19 protein-coding genes are annotated in these 20,048 nt (G+C 65.1%); 12 read left to right on the forward strand and 7 right to left on the reverse strand.

Features of this window, described 5'->3' with window-relative positions:
• Positions 1 to 191: 191 nt before the first annotated feature.
• Positions 192 to 635 carry a MarR family winged helix-turn-helix transcriptional regulator gene (locus WN72_RS02945; protein WP_025576502.1) on the reverse strand — a complete coding sequence of 148 codons (444 nt, stop codon included), beginning with the start codon at positions 633 to 635 and terminating at the stop codon, positions 192 to 194.
• Positions 636 to 814: 179 nt separating this feature from the next.
• Here WN72_RS02945 and WN72_RS02950 point away from each other — a divergent pair, with 179 nt between their 5' ends.
• From WN72_RS02950 to WN72_RS02980, 7 genes are all read left to right on the forward strand, one after another.
• Positions 815 to 1,999, forward strand: coding sequence for a substrate-binding domain-containing protein (locus tag WN72_RS02950; protein WP_027563459.1), 1,185 nt, complete (start codon positions 815 to 817; stop codon positions 1,997 to 1,999).
• 155 nt (positions 2,000 to 2,154) lie between these two features.
• On the forward strand, positions 2,155 to 3,669 hold the full coding sequence (locus WN72_RS02955) for an amidase (RefSeq protein WP_027563458.1): 1,515 nt from the start codon (positions 2,155 to 2,157) through the stop codon (positions 3,667 to 3,669).
• A 36-nt stretch (positions 3,670 to 3,705) separates the two neighbouring features.
• The gene (locus WN72_RS02960; protein WP_092218511.1) at positions 3,706 to 4,563 is read left to right on the forward strand and encodes a branched-chain amino acid ABC transporter permease; all 858 of its coding nucleotides are present in this window, start codon (positions 3,706 to 3,708) and stop codon (positions 4,561 to 4,563) included.
• A gap of 2 nt (positions 4,564 to 4,565) precedes the next feature.
• Complete coding sequence (locus tag WN72_RS02965; RefSeq protein ID WP_027563456.1) at positions 4,566 to 5,783, forward strand: substrate-binding protein; 1,218 nt, start codon at positions 4,566 to 4,568, stop codon at positions 5,781 to 5,783.
• A gap of 6 nt (positions 5,784 to 5,789) precedes the next feature.
• Positions 5,790 to 6,893 (forward strand): branched-chain amino acid ABC transporter permease, encoded by a 1,104-nt coding sequence (locus tag WN72_RS02970; protein ID WP_027563455.1) that lies wholly within the window; start codon positions 5,790 to 5,792, stop codon positions 6,891 to 6,893.
• On the forward strand, positions 6,883 to 7,614 hold the full coding sequence (locus tag WN72_RS02975) for an ABC transporter ATP-binding protein (RefSeq protein WP_027563454.1): 732 nt from the start codon (positions 6,883 to 6,885) through the stop codon (positions 7,612 to 7,614). The genes WN72_RS02970 and WN72_RS02975 overlap by 11 nt, the downstream gene beginning before the upstream one ends.
• Positions 7,607 to 8,302 (forward strand): branched-chain amino acid ABC transporter ATP-binding protein, encoded by a 696-nt coding sequence (locus tag WN72_RS02980; protein ID WP_027563453.1) that lies wholly within the window; start codon positions 7,607 to 7,609, stop codon positions 8,300 to 8,302. The genes WN72_RS02975 and WN72_RS02980 overlap by 8 nt, the downstream gene beginning before the upstream one ends.
• Positions 8,303 to 8,510: 208 nt before the next feature.
• On the opposite strand, the gene WN72_RS02985 is transcribed toward WN72_RS02980, so the two are convergent.
• The 4 genes from WN72_RS02985 to WN72_RS03000 all read right to left on the reverse strand — a co-directional run bounded on the left by WN72_RS02985 (position 8,511) and on the right by WN72_RS03000 (position 12,955).
• Positions 8,511 to 10,028, reverse strand: coding sequence for a L,D-transpeptidase family protein (locus tag WN72_RS02985; RefSeq protein ID WP_051378590.1), 1,518 nt, complete (start codon positions 10,026 to 10,028; stop codon positions 8,511 to 8,513).
• Positions 10,029 to 10,519: 491 nt separating this feature from the next.
• The gene (locus tag WN72_RS02990) at positions 10,520 to 11,482 is read right to left on the reverse strand and encodes an acetyl-CoA carboxylase carboxyltransferase subunit alpha (RefSeq protein WP_027563451.1); all 963 of its coding nucleotides are present in this window, start codon (positions 11,480 to 11,482) and stop codon (positions 10,520 to 10,522) included.
• Between the two features lie 322 nt (positions 11,483 to 11,804).
• Positions 11,805 to 12,791 carry a site-specific tyrosine recombinase XerD gene (xerD, locus tag WN72_RS02995; RefSeq protein WP_092218512.1) on the reverse strand — a complete coding sequence of 329 codons (987 nt, stop codon included), beginning with the start codon at positions 12,789 to 12,791 and terminating at the stop codon, positions 11,805 to 11,807.
• A 17-nt stretch (positions 12,792 to 12,808) separates the two neighbouring features.
• Positions 12,809 to 12,955, reverse strand: a complete 147-nt coding sequence (locus tag WN72_RS03000) for a hypothetical protein (RefSeq protein WP_035730492.1) — start codon at positions 12,953 to 12,955, stop codon at positions 12,809 to 12,811.
• Positions 12,956 to 13,117: 162 nt separating this feature from the next.
• On the opposite strand from WN72_RS03000, the gene WN72_RS03005 reads away from it, so the two are divergent.
• The 3 genes from WN72_RS03005 to WN72_RS03015 are packed head-to-tail and all read left to right on the forward strand — an operon-like array spanning position 13,118 to position 16,220.
• Entirely contained in the window at positions 13,118 to 13,741 is a 624-nt protein-coding gene (locus tag WN72_RS03005) for a shikimate kinase (protein WP_092218513.1), read from the forward strand.
• Positions 13,738 to 14,886, forward strand: a complete 1,149-nt coding sequence (aroB, locus tag WN72_RS03010; protein WP_092218514.1) for a 3-dehydroquinate synthase — start codon at positions 13,738 to 13,740, stop codon at positions 14,884 to 14,886. Before WN72_RS03005 ends, aroB begins: the two co-directional genes overlap by 4 nt.
• Before the next feature lie 29 nt (positions 14,887 to 14,915).
• Positions 14,916 to 16,220: an HlyC/CorC family transporter gene (locus WN72_RS03015; RefSeq protein WP_027563447.1), complete on the forward strand. Its 1,305-nt coding sequence runs from the start codon at positions 14,916 to 14,918 to the stop codon at positions 16,218 to 16,220.
• 163 nt (positions 16,221 to 16,383) lie between these two features.
• Here WN72_RS03015 and WN72_RS03020 read toward each other — a convergent pair whose 3' ends face one another.
• The gene (locus WN72_RS03020; protein WP_027563446.1) at positions 16,384 to 16,653 is read right to left on the reverse strand and encodes a BolA family protein; all 270 of its coding nucleotides are present in this window, start codon (positions 16,651 to 16,653) and stop codon (positions 16,384 to 16,386) included.
• A 105-nt stretch (positions 16,654 to 16,758) separates the two neighbouring features.
• Between WN72_RS03020 and WN72_RS03025 the strand changes: the two genes are divergently transcribed.
• Positions 16,759 to 17,394 (forward strand): J domain-containing protein, encoded by a 636-nt coding sequence (locus WN72_RS03025; RefSeq protein ID WP_092218515.1) that lies wholly within the window; start codon positions 16,759 to 16,761, stop codon positions 17,392 to 17,394.
• Positions 17,395 to 17,628: 234 nt separating this feature from the next.
• On the opposite strand, the gene WN72_RS03030 is transcribed toward WN72_RS03025, so the two are convergent.
• Positions 17,629 to 18,723, reverse strand: a complete 1,095-nt coding sequence (locus WN72_RS03030; protein ID WP_027565039.1) for a citrate synthase/methylcitrate synthase — start codon at positions 18,721 to 18,723, stop codon at positions 17,629 to 17,631.
• A gap of 79 nt (positions 18,724 to 18,802) precedes the next feature.
• Here WN72_RS03030 and WN72_RS03035 point away from each other — a divergent pair, with 79 nt between their 5' ends.
• Positions 18,803 to 20,017, forward strand: a complete 1,215-nt coding sequence (locus tag WN72_RS03035; RefSeq protein ID WP_027565038.1) for a citrate synthase family protein — start codon at positions 18,803 to 18,805, stop codon at positions 20,015 to 20,017.
• Positions 20,018 to 20,048: the final 31 nt, after the last annotated feature.

A 20,048-nucleotide genomic window follows, 5' to 3' on the forward strand; every position in this document is an offset into this window, starting at 1 on the left:
CGCCGTCGTCCCGGCGAACGCCGGGATCCATACCGCGGAATCTATCGAAGGTGCGCAGTCGTCGTACCGCGCGAGGAAGCGTAACTACTAATCTTTGAAACAACCACGTCCTGTGGTTATGGGTCCCGGCGTTCGCCGGGACAACAGTCTTCGCTTGGTTGGCTACGTCGCAACTTGGCGATACGCGCCCTTCAATTCGAACTATCGATCAAGCTCTCCAGCAGCCGCTTCAATTCGCTCGTCGACTTGTCGCCGTAGCTCTCGAGGATGTGCTCCTCCTGATCAACCGCGAGCGAGTTGAGCTTCTTGCACAGCACCTTGCCGCGGTCGGAGATGAACATCAGCACCTTGCGGCGATCGTTCGGGTCCTGCACGCGATAGACCAGCGTGTCGGAGACCATGCGGTCGATCATCTTGGTCAGCGTCGGATGGTTGAGCAGCACGGCATCGGCGAGCTCGCCCATCGAATGGCCGTTGCCATCCGACAGCACTTTCAGGATGCGCCACTGCTCCACTGGCACGCCTTCCTTGCTCAACCGCAGTTCGAGCTGCCGGTTGATCTCCCGGTTGGCTTGCGCGAGCAGGTAAGCGAGGTGTTCGGTGATCGGGGAGTTTTCTTTCGACGGTTTTGCCACGGCTAAGACTTCGTCTTGACCCAAATGAGTGAATGTCTTGCAATCAATGCTGCATCTATATGCACTTCAATTGTTGAATATTCAATATTTTCAAAATAGGATGATTGCCCAACAAAAGGGCGGAAGCCGCGGCCGCCCGAAGAACGTGCTTTCAGGTCTGGTCCCAGACAGGAGTTGGCGTGCGCGCGACGGTAAACTTCCCGGCTCACGGCGGCCCGGCGTTGCCGCCGTCCTTGCTGTTCAGGAATCTGTCGTCATCGGCGGCCGAGGGTGCGTTGTCGCCCAGCGATCACGCGTTTCTCAGGCGACGCCGCGCCAACAAGCTGCGCATCGGCGGCTTCCTCTGCTGCACCGGCTCGCCCGGAGTGTGGGGGCCTTGTGCGACCAACAGCGCGCAGCTCGCCGTCGCCGAGATCAACAAGCGCGGCGGCATTCTCGGCCGCGAGCTCGAGCTGTCGATCTATGACGCCGGCGGGCCGCTCGACGAGGTCCTGAACCGGGCCGAGCAGGCGATCGCGTTCGACGAGATCGATCTCATCGTGGGCTTGCACACCAGCGCGGTCCGCGTCGCCTTGCGCGACATCACCACGCGGCATCGCATCCCCTACATCTACACGCCGGTCTATGAAGGCGGCGAGCGCACGCCGGGCGTGATGGCGATCGGCGAGACGCCGCGCTGGCAGAGCCGGCCATCGATCCACTGGCTGGCGGATGTCAAGAAAGCAAAGCGCTGGTACCTGATCGGCAGCGATTATGTCTGGCCCTGGCAATCGCACCGTGCGGTGAAGAACTACATCAGGGAAACCGGCGGCCACGTCGTCGGCGAGGAGTTCGTTCCACTCGGCGAGGACAATCACGAGCCGCATCTGGCGCGCATTCGCGCCGCGCGGCCTGACGTGGTGCTGATCTCGCTGATCGGCACCGACAGCAGCACCTTCAATCGCGCCTTCGGCGAATGCGGCCTGGGCGCCACCACGCTGCGGCTTGCGGGAGCCATGGACGAGACGGTGCTGCTCGGCATCGGCGCCGACAACAGCGAGAACATGTTCTGCGCCTCGGGCTATTTCACCGGCACCGGCGCGCGCGCCAATGACGACTTCCAGAGCCGCTATCGCGCGATGTTCGGGCCGAATGCGCCGCCGATCGGTTCGGTCGGGCAGTCCGGGTACGAGGGCCTGCGCTTTCTCGAAGCGGTCGCCAACAAGGCCGGCTCATTGGCGATGGGTCCGATGCTGGCAGCCGGCCGCAATATCGTCTACGGCGGCGCCCGCGGGCAGGTCACCGTCCGCAACGGGCACGTGCGGATGCCGATGCATCTCGCCGAGGCCGATGGTCTCGACTTCAAGCTGATCAAGCCGATCTGACTCGCGCGACAATCCGCGGGGCACACACCGGCAAAATAATACTTGAAAAGGAAAATATTTCCGTTTTGAATGTTTTGGCGAGGCCGGTGGTGCGTGCGTCGCGCCGGGGGCGACCGCGCCCCAACGTTCGTTGCAAGAAACTTCAGGAGAGCGCCATGACAGTTGTCCTTCCCACGCCAGCCCAGCTTCGCAGCGTCGCCGAGCAGTGCGGCCTTTCGCTGACCGACGACGACGTTGCCTCGTTTCGCGGCCTGATGCAGGGCTCGATCGAGGCCTACAATCTCGTTGCCGCGATGCCCGACGAATTGCCGGAGGTGAAGTACCCGCGCACGCCCGGATACAGGCCCTCAGCCGAGGAGAACCCTCGCAATGCCTGGTATCGCAAGTCGACCGTGAAGGGTGCCGCCAGCGGCAAGCTCAAGGGCAAGACCGTTGCCCTGAAGGACAACATCATGCTGGCCGGCGTTCCCATGACCAACGGCTCGTCGACGCTGGAGGGCTATGTGCCCGATTTCGACGCCACCATCGTCACGCGCATGCTGGATGCCGGCGCCGAGATCAAGGGCAAGGTGCATTGCGAGCACTTCTGCCTGTCTGGCGGCAGCCACACCGGCTCCTACGGGCCGGTGCATAATCCGCACAAGATGGGTTACTCGGCCGGCGGCTCGTCGTCGGGTTCGGGCGTCGTGGTCGCGCTCGGCGAGGTCGACATGGCGATCGGCGGCGACCAGGGCGGTTCGATCCGCATGCCGTCCTCGTTCTGCGGCATCTACGGCATGAAACCGACCTGGGGTCTCGTGCCCTATACCGGGATCATGCCGATCGAGATCTATGTCGATCATACCGGCCCGATGACCGCAACAGTCGCGGACAACGCGCTGCTCCTCGAAGTGCTCGCCGGCGACGACGGCTACGATCCCCGCATCAAGGCGCCGAAGGTCGAGGAATACACCAAAGCACTCGGCCAGGGCGTCAAGGGCATGAAGATCGGCATCGTCAAGGAAGGCTTCGAGCAGCCGGTCGCAGAGGCCGCGGTGAATGAAAGCGTGCGCGAGGCGGCAAAACGCTTCAAGGATCTTGGCGCCAGCGTGGAGACGGTGTCGATCCCGATGCATCTGTTGGGCGGCGCGATCTGGACCCCCATCGGCACCGAGGGCCTGACCCAGACCATGATGTTCGGCGACGGCTACGGCCTCAGTCGCGGCGATCTCTATTCGACCTCGCTGATGGATTTTCATCGCGGCTGGCGCCGGCAGGCGGACTCGCTGTCGGAGACGACGAAGCTGTTCATGATGCTCGGCACCTACATCAACAACAATTTCGGCCCGCGCTTCTACGGCAAGGCGCTCAACATCTCCCGCCGGCTGACCGCCGCCTACGACAAGGCGTTCGGCGACTACGATCTGCTGCTGATGCCGACCACGCCGATGAAGGCGACCAAGCTGCCGGAGCCCAATGCCAGCCGCGAGGACTACGTCGCGCGCGCGCTGGAGATGATCTCCAACACCGCGCCGTTCGACATCACCCACCATCCCGCGATGTCGCTGCCCTGCGGCATGGTCGACGGCCTGCCGGTCGGGTTGATGCTGGTCGGCCGCATGTTCGAGGAATCCACCATCTACCGCGCCGCCCATGCCTTCGAGCAGATCGGCGACTGGAAGAAGATGTGAGCAAGACGTTGACACTGGCGGACGGAACGGCACGGCATGGCTAACGTGTTCGTCGCGGCGTTCGAAATCCTGAGCTTCGGCGCGATCATCGTTCTGATCGTGCTGGGGCTTGGGATCATCGCCAGCATGATGGGCATCTTCAACTTCGCGCAGGGCGAGTTCGTCCTGCTCGGGGCCTACATCACCTATCTCGCCTATGCCAAGGGCCTGCCGATCTGGGCGGGCATGGTCGCGGCGCCCTTTGTGGTCGGCGCGCTCGGTTTCGTGCTGGAGGCGCTGATCATCCGCCGCTTCTACGCCGCGCCGATCGTGGCGATGCTTGGCACCTACGCGCTCGGCCTGATCATCCGCGAGGCCGTGCGCGGCCTGATCGGCGGCTTCTACCTCACCGTCCCCGAGCCGATCGGCGGCTCGATCGATTTCGGCACGATCCATATCTCGGCCTGGCGCTTCACCATCATCGTCATCACGCTGCTGGTGATGGCGGGCTGCTATCTCCTGCTGTCGCGCACCAGCTTTGGCTTGCGCATGCGCGCGACGCTGGAAAATCCGTCGCTGGCGCGGGCCTCCGGCATTTCCACGCCGCTGATGTACGGCGCCACGTTTGCCTTCGGCTCCGCGCTCGCCGGCCTCGCCGGCGCGCTGATCGTACCGGTGTTCAGCCTCTATGCCGATCTCGGCCTGCGCTTCCTGATCCAGGGCTTTGTCGCGGTGATGGTCGGCGGCGTCGGCTCCTTCATCGGGCCGGTTGCGGGTGCCGGTGTCATCGGCACGCTCAGCGCCGCGCTGCCATGGATCATGGCGCCCGTCGTCGCCGACGTCCTCGTCTTCGTTCTCGCCATTGTCTTCATCAAATTCCGGCCACAGGGCCTCATCGCTGGAAAAGGGGTTTAGTCATGTTTGCAGATCGCAATCTTACGCGCCGACGCTTTCTCTCCAATCTCGCCTTTACGACCGGTGCGGTCGCAACCGGTGTCGGGAGCTGGGTGATCCCGGCGCCCTGGGCCAATGCCGCGGAAGCCCCGATCAAGGTCGGTATTGCGACCGATCTCACCGGCCCGATCGCCTATGCGGGCAACGCCGACGCCAACGTCGCGAAAATGGTGATCAAGGAGATCAACGCGGCCGGCGGCCTGCTCGGCCGTCCGCTTGAGCTCTACATCGAGGACACCGCCTCCAACGAATCCGTCGCCGTCGGCAACGTCCGCAAGCTGATCCAGCGCGACAAGGTCGACATGGTGCTGGGGGGCATCACCTCGTCGATGCGTAACGCGATCAAGGACCCGATCGTGGCACGCGGCAAGACGCTCTACATCTATCCGCAGCTCTACGAGGGCAAGGAGTGCACCCCGTACCTGTTCTGCACCGGGCCGACGCCGGCGCAGCAATGCGACGAGTTCATCCCCTGGCTGATCAAGAACGGCGGCAAGAAATTCGCGCTGCCGAGCGCCAATTATGTCTGGCCGCACACGCTGAACGTTTATGCCCGCAAGGTGATTGAATCGAACGGCGGCGAGGTGGTGTTCGAGGAATACTATCCGCTCGACCAGGTCGATTTCTCCGCGACGGTCAACCGCATCATCTCCAACAAGGTCGATGTCGTCTTCAACACCGTGATTCCGCCGGGTGTCGGCCCCTTCTTCAAGCAGCTCTATGAGGCCGGCTTCCTCAAGAACGGCGGGCGCCTCGCCTGCGTCTATTATGACGAGAACACGCTCAACATCAATCAGGCCAGCGAGATCGAGGGCCTCGCGAGCTGTCTCGACTATTTCAAGGTGCTGACCAAGGAGAACCCGTTCGACGCCAAGATCCAGGCGGCCTATGAGAAGGATTTTCCGGGCAACTTCCTGTTCGCGGCCGGCAGCGCTGCGACCGGCACCTATCGTGGCCTGAAGCTGTGGGAAGCCGCGGTGAAGGAAGCCGGCAAGATCGACCGCGAGTCGGTCGCCGCCGCGCTCGATCACGCCAAGATCGCCGAAGGCCCCGGGGGGCCGGCCGAAATGGTGCCGGGCAAGCGGCACTGCAAGATGAAGATGTACACCGCGGTCGCCAAGGGCGGGAACTACGAGATCGTCGCGCGCAGCGAGGGTCTGGTCGATCCCAAGGAATGCTAAGATCGCATGTCGAAGTCGATGGGCGCAGTGAAACAGGCCATCCCCGCCGAGATCGGCGGGTATATGGACGTCGCAATGGGTAGCAGCGGAGCGGCGGTTGAGGCCGTATCGGGGCGAAAAGTGCTGCCGATCGTGGAGGGCGTGGTGCTCGTCGCCGCGCTGATCGCGCCGCTGGTGCTGCAGGACTACCTCACGGTGTTCGCGACGCGCGTGATCATCCTTGCACTGTTCGCGCTGTCGTTCGATCTGGTCTGGGGCTATGCCGGCATCATGAGCTTCGGCCAGGCCCTGTTCTTCGGCTCGGCCGGCTATGGCGTGGCGCTGCTGGCGCGCGACCTCGACATCACCAACATCTTCCTGGTGCTGCCCGCGGGGACGTTGATCGGCCTCACCTTCGCACTGCTGCTCGGCGGCTTCCTGCTGCTGGGCAGGCACCCCTCCAGCGTGATCTTCGTGTCGCTGGGCACGCTCACCGGCTCCTACGCCGCCGATCGCCTTGCGCGCGGCTGGTACTATCTCGGCGGCCAGAACGGCATCCCCTCGATCGCGCCGATGTCGCTCGGTGGCTACGAGTTCACGGAGGGACCGGCGTTCTATTATCTCGTGCTCGGCATCCTCGTCGTCGTCTACCTGTTCTGCCGCTTCCTGGTGCGCTCGCAGTTTGGCCTCGCGCTCGCTGGCCTGCGCGAGAACGAGCAGCGCATTGCCTTCTTCGGCTACAAGGCGCAGCACCTGAAGGCCATCATCTTTGCGATCGGCGGCGCCATCGCAGGCCTCGCCGGCAGCCTCTATGCTTTCCACGAGGGCTTTGTCTGGCCTAACATGGTCGGCGTCGTCGTCTCCACGCAAGTGGTGCTCTACGTCCTGTTCGGCGGCTCCGGCACGCTGATCGGCGCCGTCATCGGCACTATCATCGTCGAGGGCGTCAGCTTCTGGCTCTCGGACAATTATCGCGACATCTGGCCGATCATTCTGGGCGTGTTGTTGCTGCTGGTGATCCTGTTCCGGCCGCTCGGTCTGATCAGCTTTGTGCTCGGCGAGCGCGAGCGGGTCGGCAGCTTTGGTGCCAAACCCAGGGCCCGCGCCAAGGAGAAGCGCAATGCTCCTTGAAGCTGCCGGCATCAAGAAGGTCTTTGGCAAGCTCACGGCGCTCGACGGCGCCGCGCTCACCGTGGGGGAGAACGAGTTTCATGGTCTGATCGGCCCGAACGGTTCCGGCAAGAGCACGCTGATGAAGTGCATCGCCGGCGCGGAGGTGCCGACCCAGGGAAAAGTCTCCTTCGTCAACACCGACATCACCGCGTTCACGCCGACTGAGCGCGCCCGCGCTGGCATGAGCCTGAAATTCCAGATTACCAGCGTGCTGCCCTCGCTGACCCTTTACGACAACATTCTGCTCGCGTTGCAGGCGCAGTCCTCGCTGTTCGACCTCGTGTTCTCGCGCACCCGCGGCGCGCTGCACGACCAGGTCATGACCATGCTGACGCAGTTTCGGCTTGCGAACCGCGCTTTCGATGCGGCAGCGGCCCTGTCGCACGGCCAGCAGCAATGGCTGGAGATCGCGATGGCGCTCGCGGGCAAGCCAAAGCTGCTGCTGCTCGACGAGCCGACCGGCGGCATGAGCCTCGAGGAGCGCCGTGTGACCGGCGAACTGCTCCAGCCGATCAAGAGGCATTGCTCGCTCGTCATCGTCGAGCACGATCTCGATTTCATCCGCGACATCTGCGATCGGCTGACCGTGCTCGACCAGGGCAAGGTGCTGGCGTCGGGCACCGTGTCCGAGATCCAGGCCAACCAATCCGTCCAGGAGATCTATCTGCGCCGTGCCTGAATTTTTGGACATCAAGCATCTCGATGCCGGCTACGGCCGCAGCCAGGTCCTGTTCGACGTCACCCTCGGCATCCCCTGGCGCGGCGGCGTCGCCGTGCTCGGCCGCAACGGCGCCGGCAAGACCACGTTGATGAAGACCATCGTCGGCGAGCTGCCGGCATGGAAGGGCGAGGTCGCTTTCGACGGCCGCGACATCAGCCGTCGCGCGACCCAGGAACGCGTGCGCGCCGGCATCGGCTATGTGCCGCAGGAGCATTCGGTGTTCGCGCGCCTGTCGGTGCGCGACAATCTCGCCGTCGGCTCGCTCGCGAAGAAGGATGCCAGCGCGGTCGACCGCGTGCTGACCATCTTCCCCAAGCTCGGCCAGCGCCTCGACCAGCCCGCCGGCACGCTCTCCGGCGGCGAACGCAAGATGCTCGCCATCGGCCGCGCGATGTTGGGTGATCCAAAGCTGTTGCTGCTCGACGAGCCGACCGAAGGCGTCTGGATCGGCGTGATCGAGGAGATCACCGAGCGCCTGATCGCGCTCGCGAAAGACATCGCCGTCATCATCGTCGAACAGCACCTCGACCTCGCGCTGCGCGTTGCCGACTACGCGTACGTGCTGGACCGCGGACGGGTCGCCCTGCAAGGCGAGGCAGGTGAGGTGAGGAGCAATCCGGAGCTGATGCGGTATCTGGCGCCGTAGGGGACGCGTCGCCCGTTCCGCAGCCGCATCTCGCCGCGGCACCTTGCCGGTCCCGTCGTCATCCTGAGGTGCGAGCGGAGCGAGCCTCGAAGGATGGGCGGCCCCCGCTGCCGCAGCCGGGCCGTCGCCCTTCGAGGCTCGCTGCGCGAGTGCCTCAGCGTGACGGTGAGAGATCGTCGGTCGACCAAGACCGGAAGAACGAGCGCCCTTACTTCACCGCCCCAAAGCGGCTGTCGAATGAGTTCGATGACACCACGGGCGCTGCGCCGGCCATCTGCTCGCTCGCGCCATCGCTCACCGACGGCTTCAGCGTCGGGCGCGTCTGGGCGAGGCGCGTGTCGGGCTTCGGAGCCTCAGTGGGCTTGGCGGCGGCGACCGCCGGCTTCGGCACGTCCTTCGCGGCGTCCTTGGATTTGTCGTGGCCCGGCACGAAACGGGTCACTGCGGCCTTCAGCCGGGATGCTGCGGTCGGCGGCGTCGTGGACGTGGTAGCCGGAGCGGCGGACGCGGTGGCTTGCGGCGGAGGCGTCGTCGTCGCCGTGGTGTCGGCGGTGCCGAGGCCCATCTTGCGGCCGAGATTCGAGAAGAAGCCGCCTTGGGATTTCTCCTGGGACTTTTCGGCAGGCTGAGCTGCAGCAACGCGGGTGTTGGTCGCAGGTGCGCTGACGGCGACGACCGGCTCCTGGCTCGCGGGCGCGGTGGCGACGGCATCGAGATTGGGCTTGGGCGGATTGACGTGCCCGGGGATCGTGCCCGGCGCCTTGGCCATCGCCAGCATTTCCAGGGTCGAGCCTTCGGCGCTTTCGGACAGGCCGGTCGATCCCTCCGGAATCTTGGAGGCGAAGATCTTGTTCATGCCGCCGTCGATGCCGGTGTTCATGCGCGCCACCGGCGTGCCCTTGGCGACGAGTTTCGCGTAGGCGGCCTCGTCCTGCTGCTGCTTCTCGCGCACAGCGCTGGCGATGTCCTCGGGGATCACATAGGCCGGGCATTTTGCCGAGGCGTCGAACACCGGATCGCGCTTGGCGTCGGCCGGCTTGGCCGCGTCGAACACGTACCTCTTCTCGCAGAAATCGACCTTCGGCTCCTGCCGCGTCACCTCGAAATGATCATAGCCTTCCTTGATCATCTTCCAGAAGGCCATGTTCGGATTGTTCCGGTGCTTGGCCATGTTCACCGGCGTCATCTTGAACGGATAGGCCTGCAGCTGGAACGCCTTCTGGCCGCCGAAGAAGGATTCGCGGCCGAGCGAATAGATCTCGGCGATCTGCTCGTCGGTCATCGCGTAGCAGCCGCGCGAGGAGCAATCGCCATGCACCATCAGCTGCGAGCCGCTGCGGCCCAAAGCCTTGTCGAACGCATTCGGGTAACCCGTGTTGAACGACAGGTAGTACGCCGATTGCGGATTCATCTGGCTCGGATTGATCGAATAGAATCCTTCCGGCGCTTGGCGGTCGCCTTCGCGCACCTTGGGGCCGAGATCGCCCGACCAGCGGCAGATCGGATAGGTCTTGAGCAGCGCGAACTGGCCGTTGCGGGTCTGCTTCCAGACCTCGAGCTCGGCCTCCTGCTTGAACAGGCGCACCAGGATCGGCGATTGCAGATCCATGTTCTTCTCGACCATCGCGGCGAGAAGCTTTGGCGGCACCGGCTGATTGGCCTTGGCATTGGTCGCGAGCGAGACCTGGTCGGTATCGCAGCCGGCCAGCAGGACACTAGCCGTCATCAGCGCAACCGAAGCCAAGAGCGCGCGAGCAAGCGAACGAGAAATCAAGATGGACCCCACACCGTGCCGGGCAGAGAGCGCGAACCCCACTACGTTTGGCGCGTGACCTGACCGGAAACCGACCCGCCGTGACGGGCTCGTTCAGACCACGCTCCAGCGCTTATGCCCTGAAGCCATTGATTAAAATTCTAACCTCTGGGTCATGTGGTCGCAACCCGAGCAGGGATCACGAGGGCGTTGGCCCAGTGGCATGGTCAACAGAGACTAAATGGACGCAACTTTGGGCCGTACTTGGGCCTTTCGGCCAAAACGGTACAGAGATCGCCGATTTGGGCAAAAAAAGGGTTAACGCGGGGTTACCGGGGGCGGCTGGGGAGGTCCCGTAGGGTGGGCAAAGGCGCGAAGCGCCGTGCCCACGAGCTGTTCGTACGATGGGGAATGGTGGGGCACGCTTCGCTTTGCCCACCCTACGGCACCGAATCTAACCCGAATCAGCCCAGTTTCCGGCCGATATCGAGGAATTTCTGCCGCCGCTGCTTGCGGATGGCATCGCCGTCCATGCTGCGCAGTTCGTCGAACGCCTTGGCGATGGCCTCGCCCGTGGTGGCGATCATGGCGGCGGCGTCGCGATGGGCGCCGCCGACCGGCTCCTTCAGGATCTGGTCGATCACCCCGAAGCGGAGCATGTCCTGGGCGGTGATCTTCATGTTGTTGGCGGCTTCCTGCGCCTTGGTGCCGTCACGCCAGAGGATGGAGGAGGCGGCCTCCGGCGAGATCACGCTGTAGATCGCGTGCTCCAGCATCAACACCTTGTTGGCGGTGGTGATGGCGATGGCGCCGCCCGACATGCCCTCGCCGGTGATGATGGCGACGTTCGGCACGGTCAGCGCGAGGCACGCATCGGTCGAGCGTGCGATCGCCTCGGCCTGTCCCCGCTCTTCGGCGCCGATGCCGGGATAGGCGCCGGCGGAATCGGCGAGCGACAGCACGGGCAGGCCGAACCGCTCGGCCATCTCCATCAGCCGCACGCATTTGCGATAGCCCTCGGGCCGCGCCATGCCGAAATTGTGCCGGATGCGGCTGTCGGTGGAATCGCCCTTTTCCTGGCCCATGACGCAGATCGGCTCGCCGCGGAAACGGCCGAAGCCGGCGACCAGCGCCTCGTCCTCGCCGAACTTGCGGTCGCCGGCGAGCGGAGTGAATTCGGTGATCAGGCCCTTGATGAAGTCGTTGAAATGCGGCCGCTGCGGATGCCGCGCGACCAGCGTCTTCTGCCACGGCGTCAGGTTCAGATAGAGGTCGGCCAGCGCCTGCGCCGCCTTGTCCTCGATCCGCCCGATCTCCTCGGCGATATCGGTGCCGGAGGCCGCCAGCGTCCGGAGCTCGTCGACCTTGGAGTCGAGCTCGGCGACGGGCTTTTCGAAGTCGAGATAGCTGCGCATCTGGTCTGGCATCAACTCAATATAGGAAGGATCGGGCGAGGCGGCGAAGCGGATTTCGGCTCGATGAGAGAAGTGTAGCTTCTTCAAGGGCTTGACCTGTGCGCTGTCGGAAGCGCGGCAGTTCACTCGAAAGGCCCCGGCTCTTTCTGCGGAGATGTGGCCGAAGTCAAGGCGGTTTCGCTCCCTCCGTTGTCGTCCCCGCGAACGCGGGGACCCATAACCACAGGGAGAAATTTGGCGAAGATTGGCAGTGAACTGATCTTCCCGCGGTACCAACACCGCCCGTTACAGATAGATCACGCGGTATGGGTCCCTGCTTTCGCAGGGACGACAGTCACCTCTCCGCCAGCGGATGCAGATCGCGCACCAGGCTCTTCAGCCGCTCCTCGACCACATGGGTGTAGATCTGCGTGGTCGAGATGTCGGTATGGCCGAGCAGCGTCTGCACGATACGCAAATCGGCGCCGTTGTGGAGCAGGTGGCTGGCGAAGGCATGGCGCAGCACGTGCGGGGAGACCAGCCGGGCCTGCAAGCCTGAGGCGACCGCGAGCTCCTTGAGGTCGCGGGCAAAATGCTGGCGCGTCAGATGCCCGCTCTCGCCGAAGGAGGGGAATAGCCATTTCGCGGCGGCGAGGCCGTCTTTCTTCTTCTCGCCCTTGTTGTTTTCCTTGGCCGCCTCCGTCGCCGCGAGATAATCCGCCATCGCCTGGCGCGAGGCCTCGTTGAGCGGCACCAGCCGTTCCTTGTTGCCCTTGCCGCGCACCACGATCATGCGGGCATCGCGCTTGGCCGCTGTGCGCGGCAGCGCCACCAGCTCGGAGACGCGCAGGCCCGTGGCATAGAGCACCTCGAGCAGGCAATAGAGCCTTAAAGCGCGCAGCCGTTTCGAGGGCGATGCCTCCGCCGACTCGCTCAATTCCTTGGCGCGGCGGAGCATGCGGTCGACATCCGATATCGACAGCACCTTCGGCAGGCCGCGGCCGCGCTTGGGCCCGGACAGGATCGCAGCGGGATCGTCGCTCCGGATCCGCTCGTTCAGCAGGAATCGATAGAGATGCCGCATCGCCGACAGCCGCCGGGCGACGCTGGTGGACTTGAAGCCGCGGGTGTCGAGGTCGGCGAGATAGTCGCGCAGCGTTTGCGTCTCCGCATCCGCGAAACTGTGGCCGACCCGGCCCAAAAACTCGGAGAAATCGGTGAGGTCGCGGCGGTAGGCATCGAGCGTATTGGGGCCGGCGCCCTGTTCCGCCGCGAGCATGTCGAGGAACAGGCCGGTGAGCTTGGCATCTGAGGGCTTGCTGGCAGAAGATTTGGCGCGCATGCCCGTGAGGCTAGCTCCTATTTCTTGAGAAACTTATCCGGCGGGATCGTCACCGTCATTTCCCGCGACTTGGGGCTGACGAAGTTCGCCAGCGCGAACACCACGCCATAGACGATGCCGGCAAGCACGGCGACGACCGTCAGGAAGCGGAACAGGCTGGGCATCGGGCTAGGGTCTCGAGGCGTGGCGAATTAACCAATGAAATCATCCAACATGTTCGCCGTTTCGTGGCAAGAGTCCTCTGGCGAGGCCCCCTGCGGGGTCGTATAGGTGGCCAAACCATGCCGTCTTTGGCGGCAGATTGAGCGAGATCCTGAGCGAAATTCATGTCCGACGCCGTCCTGCCGATTCCCGCGTCCCCCGAGGCCGACATCCTGTCGGCGCTCGGCGCGCGCTCGATCGTGCTCGTCGGCATGATGGGGGTAGGCAAGTCCACCATCGGCCGCCGCATGGCGGCCAGGCTCAAGCTGCCCTTCGTCGACGCCGACACCGAGATCGAGGCGGCGGCCGGCATGACCATACCTGAGATTTTCGAGCGCCATGGCGAGCCGCATTTCCGCGACGGCGAGGCCCGCGTGATCGCACGGCTGCTCGAGGGCGGACCGCTGGTGCTCGCGACCGGCGGCGGCGCCTTCATGCGCGAGGAGACGCGCAAGCGCATCGCGGCCAAGGCGGTCTCGATCTGGCTCAAGGCCGACCACGACGTCATCATGCGCCGCGTCCGCCGCCGCGCCGACCGTCCGCTGCTCCAGACACCCGATCCGGAAGGAACCGTGACGCGCCTGCTCACCGAGCGCGAGCCGGTCTATGGCAAAGCCGACCTCACCATCGCCTCGCGCGACGTGCCGCACGACAAGATCGTCGAGGAGACCATCGAGACGCTGCACGCCCATCTCTGCGGCGCGCAGTCCGCCCCGCCAGCTGCCGACGTCGCGAGTGCCGTACGATGACCGCGCCCCTGAAGCATTCCGATCCTGTGAACGTCGACGTCGCGCTCGGCGACCGTGCCTATGACATCGTCATCGGCCGCGGCGTGCTGGCCTCGCTCGGCGAGCGCGTCGCCGCCTTGCGCCCCGGCGTGCGCACGGCTGTTGTCACCGACCGCACCGTCGCAAAGTACTGGCTCGAGCCGACGGAAGCATCGCTCGCGGCGAGCGGCATCCCGACCTCGCGCATCGTGGTCGAGGAAGGCGAGATCTCGAAAACGTACGCGGGCCTGGAAAAGGTCAGCGAAGCCCTGATCGCCGCAAAAATCGAGCGCAACGATCTCGTTATCGCGCTCGGCGGCGGCGTGGTCGGCGATCTCGCCGGCTTTGCCGCGGCGATCCTGCGCCGCGGCGTCGATTTCGTGCAGGTGCCGACCTCGCTCCTGGCGCAGGTCGATTCCAGCGTCGGCGGCAAGACCGGCATCAATTCGCCGCAGGGCAAGAACCTGCTCGGCGCCTTCCACCAGCCGGTGCTTGTGATTGCCGACACCGCCGTGCTCGACACGCTGTCGCCGCGGCAGTTCCGCGCCGGTTATGCCGAGGTCGCCAAATACGGCGTGCTCGGGGATGAGGCCTTCTTCTCCTGGCTGGAAAAGAACCATTCCGACATCTTCAAGGGCGGCTCCGCGCGCGAGCATGCGATCGCGACCTCCTGCCGGGCCAAGGCCGGCGTCGTCTCGCGCGACGAGCGCGAGACCGGCGAGCGTGCGCGGCTCAATCTCGGCCACACTTTCGGTCACGCGCTGGAAGCCGCGACCGGCTTCTCCGATCGCCTGTTCCACGGCGAGGGCGTCGCCATCGGCATGACGCTGGCGGCGCAGTTCTCGGCGAAGCTCGGCATGATCGGCGAGACTGAGGCGGCACGGGTCGAGCGGCACCTGATCGAGGCAGGCCTGCCGACGCGCTTGCAGGACATCGCGGGTTTCGCGCAGGAAGGGCTCGCGGACGCCGACGCGCTGATGGCGCTGATGGCGCAGGACAAGAAGGTCAAGCGCGGCAAGCTCACCTTCATCCTGCTCGAGGCCGTAGGCCGTGCGGTGATCGCGAAGGATGTCGAGCCGGCCCCGGTGCGCGATTTCCTGAAAGAGAAGCTCGCGCAGAAGGCATAGTGCGCGATTGAACTTCTGTTGAGTGGTGCATGGACTGGCTCGGCTTCACCATCGTCATTATCTGCCTGCTCGTCTCGGGCTTCTTCGCCGCGAGCGAGACCGCGCTGACCGGCGCCTCGCGCGCCAGCATGCTGAGGCTCTCCAAGCAGGGTAACCGCGACGCCGACGTCGTCTCTGAGCTGCTCGACATGCGCGAGCGCCTGATCGGCGCGCTGCTGCTCGGCAACAACATCGCCAATATCAGCGCCTCCGCGCTCGCAACCTCGATCTTTACGGCCTGGTTCGGCGACGTCGGCGTGCTCTATGCCACCGGCGTGATGACCGCGCTGGTCGTGATTTTTGCGGAAGTGCTGCCGAAGACCATCGCGATCAACGCGCCCGACCGCATGGCGCTCGCAGTCGCGCGCCCGATGCGGCTGACGATGTACGTGCTGGGGCCGCTGCTCAGAATCGTCGAAGTCATCGTGCGCGTGTTGATGCGCCTCTTCGGCCTCGCTGGCGAGCACCAGGCCATCCTGTCGCCGACCGAGCGCCTGCGCGGCGCGGTCGACCTTCTGCACCACGAGGGCAAGGTCGAGAAGCAGGACCGCGACATGCTCGGCGGCCTCCTGGACCTGCGCGAGCTCCAGGTCTCCGACGTCATGATCCATCGCACCGAGATGATGATGATCAACGCCGATCTGCCGCCGGAAGAGCTGGTGCGTGAGGTGCTGGCGACCGAATACACCCGCATCCCGCTCTGGCGCGAGAAGCCGGAGAACATCATCGGCGTGCTCCACGCCAAGGACCTCTTGCGCGCGATCCGCGCCTCCGACGGCGACACCTCGCGCATCGACGTCTCCACCATCGCGCTGCCGCCCTGGTTCGTGCCGGAGATGCGGCCCGTGTCCGAGCAGCTCAAGGCGTTCCGCCGCCGCAAGACCCATTTCGCGCTGGTCGTCGACGAGTATGGCGAGGTTGAAGGTCTCGTGACGCTGGAAGACATTCTGGAAGAGATCGTCGGCGACATCTCGGACGAGCACGACGTCGTCGTCGCCGGCGTGCGCGCCCAGCCTGACGGCTCGGTGGTGGTCGACGGTTCGGTGCCGATCCGCGATCTCAACCGCGCCATGGACTGGCATCTGCCCGACGAAGAGGCAACCACGGTCGCCGGCCTCGTCATTCACGAGGCGCGCTCGATCCCCGACCGCGGCCAGAGCTTTACGTTCCACGGCTTCCGCTTCCGCGTCCTCCGCCGCGAACGCAACCGCATCACCGCGCTCCGTATTTCACCGGTGCCGCGCGAGGCCGAGCTGGAAGAGGCAAAGCCGAGACGGGCCGGGACGTCGTTTTGACGCGGCAGTCGTAAGCACTGCAACTTCCACATCGTCATGGCCGGGCTTGACCCGGCCATCCACGCCTTAATAACCGAACGAAGAACGTGGATGCCCGGGACAAGCCCGGGCATGACGACCATTTTCGATTGTGTGTGAGGCCTTCCGGGGAGGGTGAAGAGCCTCAGCCTTCCCCCGGCGCCTGCGCGTGTATCGCGAGCGCGTGCACGCTGCCGGAAAGTTCCGCGGCCAGCGCCGAATTTATCATGCGGTGGCGGTCGACCCGGCTCTTCCCTTTGAAGGCTTCAGATACGATATACACCCGGAAGTGCGTCTCGCCGCTCGGCCGATGGCCGGCGTGACCCTCATGCAAATGTGACTCGTCGACGACTTGCAGGCTTTCCGGCGTGAAAGCTTCCTGCAACTTGTTGCTGATAGTATCTTTCATAACCATGAGTGCCATTAAAGCGTGCGCAAGCGCCCCGTCAATTGCCGGGGTGGTCAGCTAATTGCAATGTCAAGACTTGAAGGTTTTTGCATTGCGTAGTCAAAGTCAGCCATGCCGATCGATTCATCAAAGTTCTTCGACTCCATCCGCGTCAAGCCGCGCGGCAAGCAGCCGGAAGCGAAGCCGCGCGAGACCGTGGTCGCTTGCGAATGGGCCGGATGCCAGAACAAGGGCTCGCACCGCGCGCCGAAGGGGCGCGAGAACCAGCGCGAGTACTGGCACTTCTGCCTCGACCATGTGCGCGAGTACAACCAGAACTACAATTTCTTCTCCGGCATGAATGCCGACGCCGTCGCGCGCTATCAGAAGGATGCGCTGACCGGTCACCGTCCGACCTGGAAGATGGGCGCCAATGGCGGCGTCAAGAAGGGATCGGAAGCCGAGATCGACGGTGCGTTCGATCCGTTCAGCATGTTCAGCGAGATCAACGGCCGCGCCAACTGGCGCAAGGGCCCGGATGCCCAGCCCAAGGCCGAGACGCGCAAGGTGATGAACGCCGAGCGCAAGGCGCTCCAGGTCATGGGCCTCGGCCCCGACGCCACGCTCGCCGACGTCAAGACCAAGTACAAGGCGCTGGTCAAGCAGCACCACCCCGACGCCAACGGCGGCGACCGCTCCACCGAGGATCGCCTGATCGAGATCATCAAGGCGTATAATTATCTGAAGACGGTGGTGCGCGAGGCGTAGGGCTTCGCGGCCACAGTCGTAGCCAAACTCTCGGTGTCGTCCCGGACAAGCGAAGCGCAGATCCGGGACCCATAACCCCAGGGAGAGGTTTGGCGAAGACTCGTAGTGAAATAGTCTTCCCGTGGTATTCACACCGCCTCTCGCCGATAGATCACGCGGTATGGGTCCCTGCATTCGCAGGGACGACAGCGGAGTATTTGGCTCCGCCGCCGCCTCTTGCGCTCGTTACTCGCCTCACGCCTCCGGCATCGCCCCTACATAGGACGAGCTCGGCCGGATCAGCCGCCCGGTCCGCTGCTGCTCGCGCGCATGTGCGGTCCAGCCTGCGCTGCGCGCCACCGCGAAGATCGGCGTGAACGCCTGCCGCGGGATCGCCAGCGCATCGAGCAGGATCGCGGTGAAGAACTCCACATTCGTCTCCAGCGGCCGCTCCGGATTTTTCTTGCGCAGGGCTTCGCGGATATAGGCCTCGACCTCGCCGGCAAACGGCAGATCGGTGCCGTTGGATGCCAGCGCCTCGACCGCGGTCTTGAGCACGTCGGCGCGCGGATCGCGCACGCGATAGACGCGGTGACCGAAACCCATCATCCGCTCGCCGCGCGCCAGCGCCGCATCGACCCAGGGCTGGATGCGCTCGCGCGAGCCGATCGCGTCCAGCATTTCCAGCACCGGCTCCGGCGCGCCGCCATGCAGCGGGCCGGTGAGCGCGCAATAGCCGGCGGTGACGGCCGCGAACAGATCGGCTTGCGTCGAAGCGACGACACGCGCGGTGAAAGTCGAGGCGTTCATGCCGTGGTCGCTGGCCGTGACGAGATAGGCATCCAGCGCGGTCACCTCGCGCGATGCGGGCGCGCGCCCATGCAGCATGCGCAGCGTATCGGCGGCGTGGCTCACGGTCGCATCGGGCGCGATGGGATCGAGCCCTTTCGCGCGCCGCACCAGCGCACCGGCGATCACCGGAAACGCGCCGACGATGGTGGCTTCATGCTCCAGCCCGTGCTCGGCGCGAAGCCCCGCGACGGCCGCGCGGAACCCGTCGATGATGCCCATGCCGCGCGTCGCCGGCAAAAGCTCGTCCAGCCGCGCGAACGCGCGGTCGCGCGCTGCGCCCAGGCTCGCCCGGACATTGGCTTCGGTGAGCGCGGTCTTGCTGGCGCCGTTCCAGAGCCGGGCGGTGACCCCCTCAAAGCTCGATTTGGCGGCGAGGCGGCCGACATGCTCGCCGGCGATGATCAGTTCGCCGCGCTCGCCGTCAACATGGCTCAGCGCGGTCTCGGCCGCAGGAACGCCGTCCAGTCCGATCTGGCTTTTGGTGAGGTGGATGTTCATGGCCCAATCTCCTTTGCACTGCACCCGGAGAAAATCGGCCCTCTCGACAGATTGATCAATCTTGATTACATAAATCAATATGAATAATTCCGAAGAGCTCTACCTCTCCGCCCGGGAGGCCGCCGCCGAGCTCGCGATCTCGCCGGCCACGCTCTACGCCTATGTCAGCCGTGGCCTGATCCGCTCCGAGCCGACGCCGGACTCGCGCAAGAACCGCTACCGCGCCGAGGACGTCCGTGCCCTGAAGGAGCGCCGGGTGCCGTCGCCGGAGCCGCGCGGCCTGCGCAGCTTCGATGCCGACCTGCCGGTGATGGACACGGAAATCTCGACCATCACCGAGGAGGGCGCGATCTACCGCGGCGTGAACTGCGTCGATCTCGCCGAGAACGACACGCTGGAGCACACCGCAACGCTGCTCTGGGACGTCTCCGACGTCGATCCCTTCGCGCCGGACAATCAGCCTGCGACGTCCGACGAGATGCGCGCGATCGCGGAAGCCGCGCGCCGGGCGGCGCCGATCGACCGCGCCATCGCCGTGCTGGCGCTTGCCGCCAGTGCCGATCCCCGCGCCTTCACCCGCGCGCCCGATGGCCGCGCCATGGTCGGCGCGCGCATCGTCCGGCTGCTGGTTGCGACCATGCTCAACGCCGAGCCGTCAGCCGAGCCGCTGCATCAGCAGGTCGCGAAAGCCTGGGCGGCGGACAATAAGCACGCGCCCGATCTGATCCGCCGCGCGCTGGTGCTGCTGGCCGATCACGAGCTGAACGCCTCGACCTTCACCGCGCGCTGTGCGGCGTCCACCGGCCTCAACCTCTATGACTCCGTGATTGCCGGCCTTGCTGCGCTGAAAGGCCCCAAGCATGGCGGCGCCGGCGTGCTGGCCTCGCAGCTCGTCAAGACGCTGATCGACCGTGATGTCGAGCCCATGGTGCGCGAGCGCGTCGCGCTCGGCGAGCGCTTTGCCGGCTTCGGCCACGGCGTCTACAAGCGCGGCGATCCCCGCGCGCAATCGCTGCTGAACGCGCTCGCCCGCGCCGGCGCACCGCGAAAATTCACCCGCGAAGTGCCGGAGCGGATCATCGAGGCGACCGGCGAGCTCGTGAATATCGACTACGCGCTCGCGGTGCTCGTGCACGCGCTGCGGCTCCCTGCTGGCAGCGAGCTCGCCTTGTTCGCGATGGCCCGCAGCGTCGGCTGGATCGCCCATGCCAGCGAGCAGTTGCAGTTCGGGAAGTTGATCCGGCCGCGGGCGAGGTATGTCGGGCCGGCGCCGGGGAGGAGGGCAGGCAGCTAGAATCTCTGTGAGCGCGTCGCTCTCCGCTGTC

The organism is Bradyrhizobium arachidis (genome assembly GCF_015291705.1).
GTDB classification, from domain to species: Bacteria; Pseudomonadota; Alphaproteobacteria; order Rhizobiales; family Xanthobacteraceae; genus Bradyrhizobium; species Bradyrhizobium arachidis.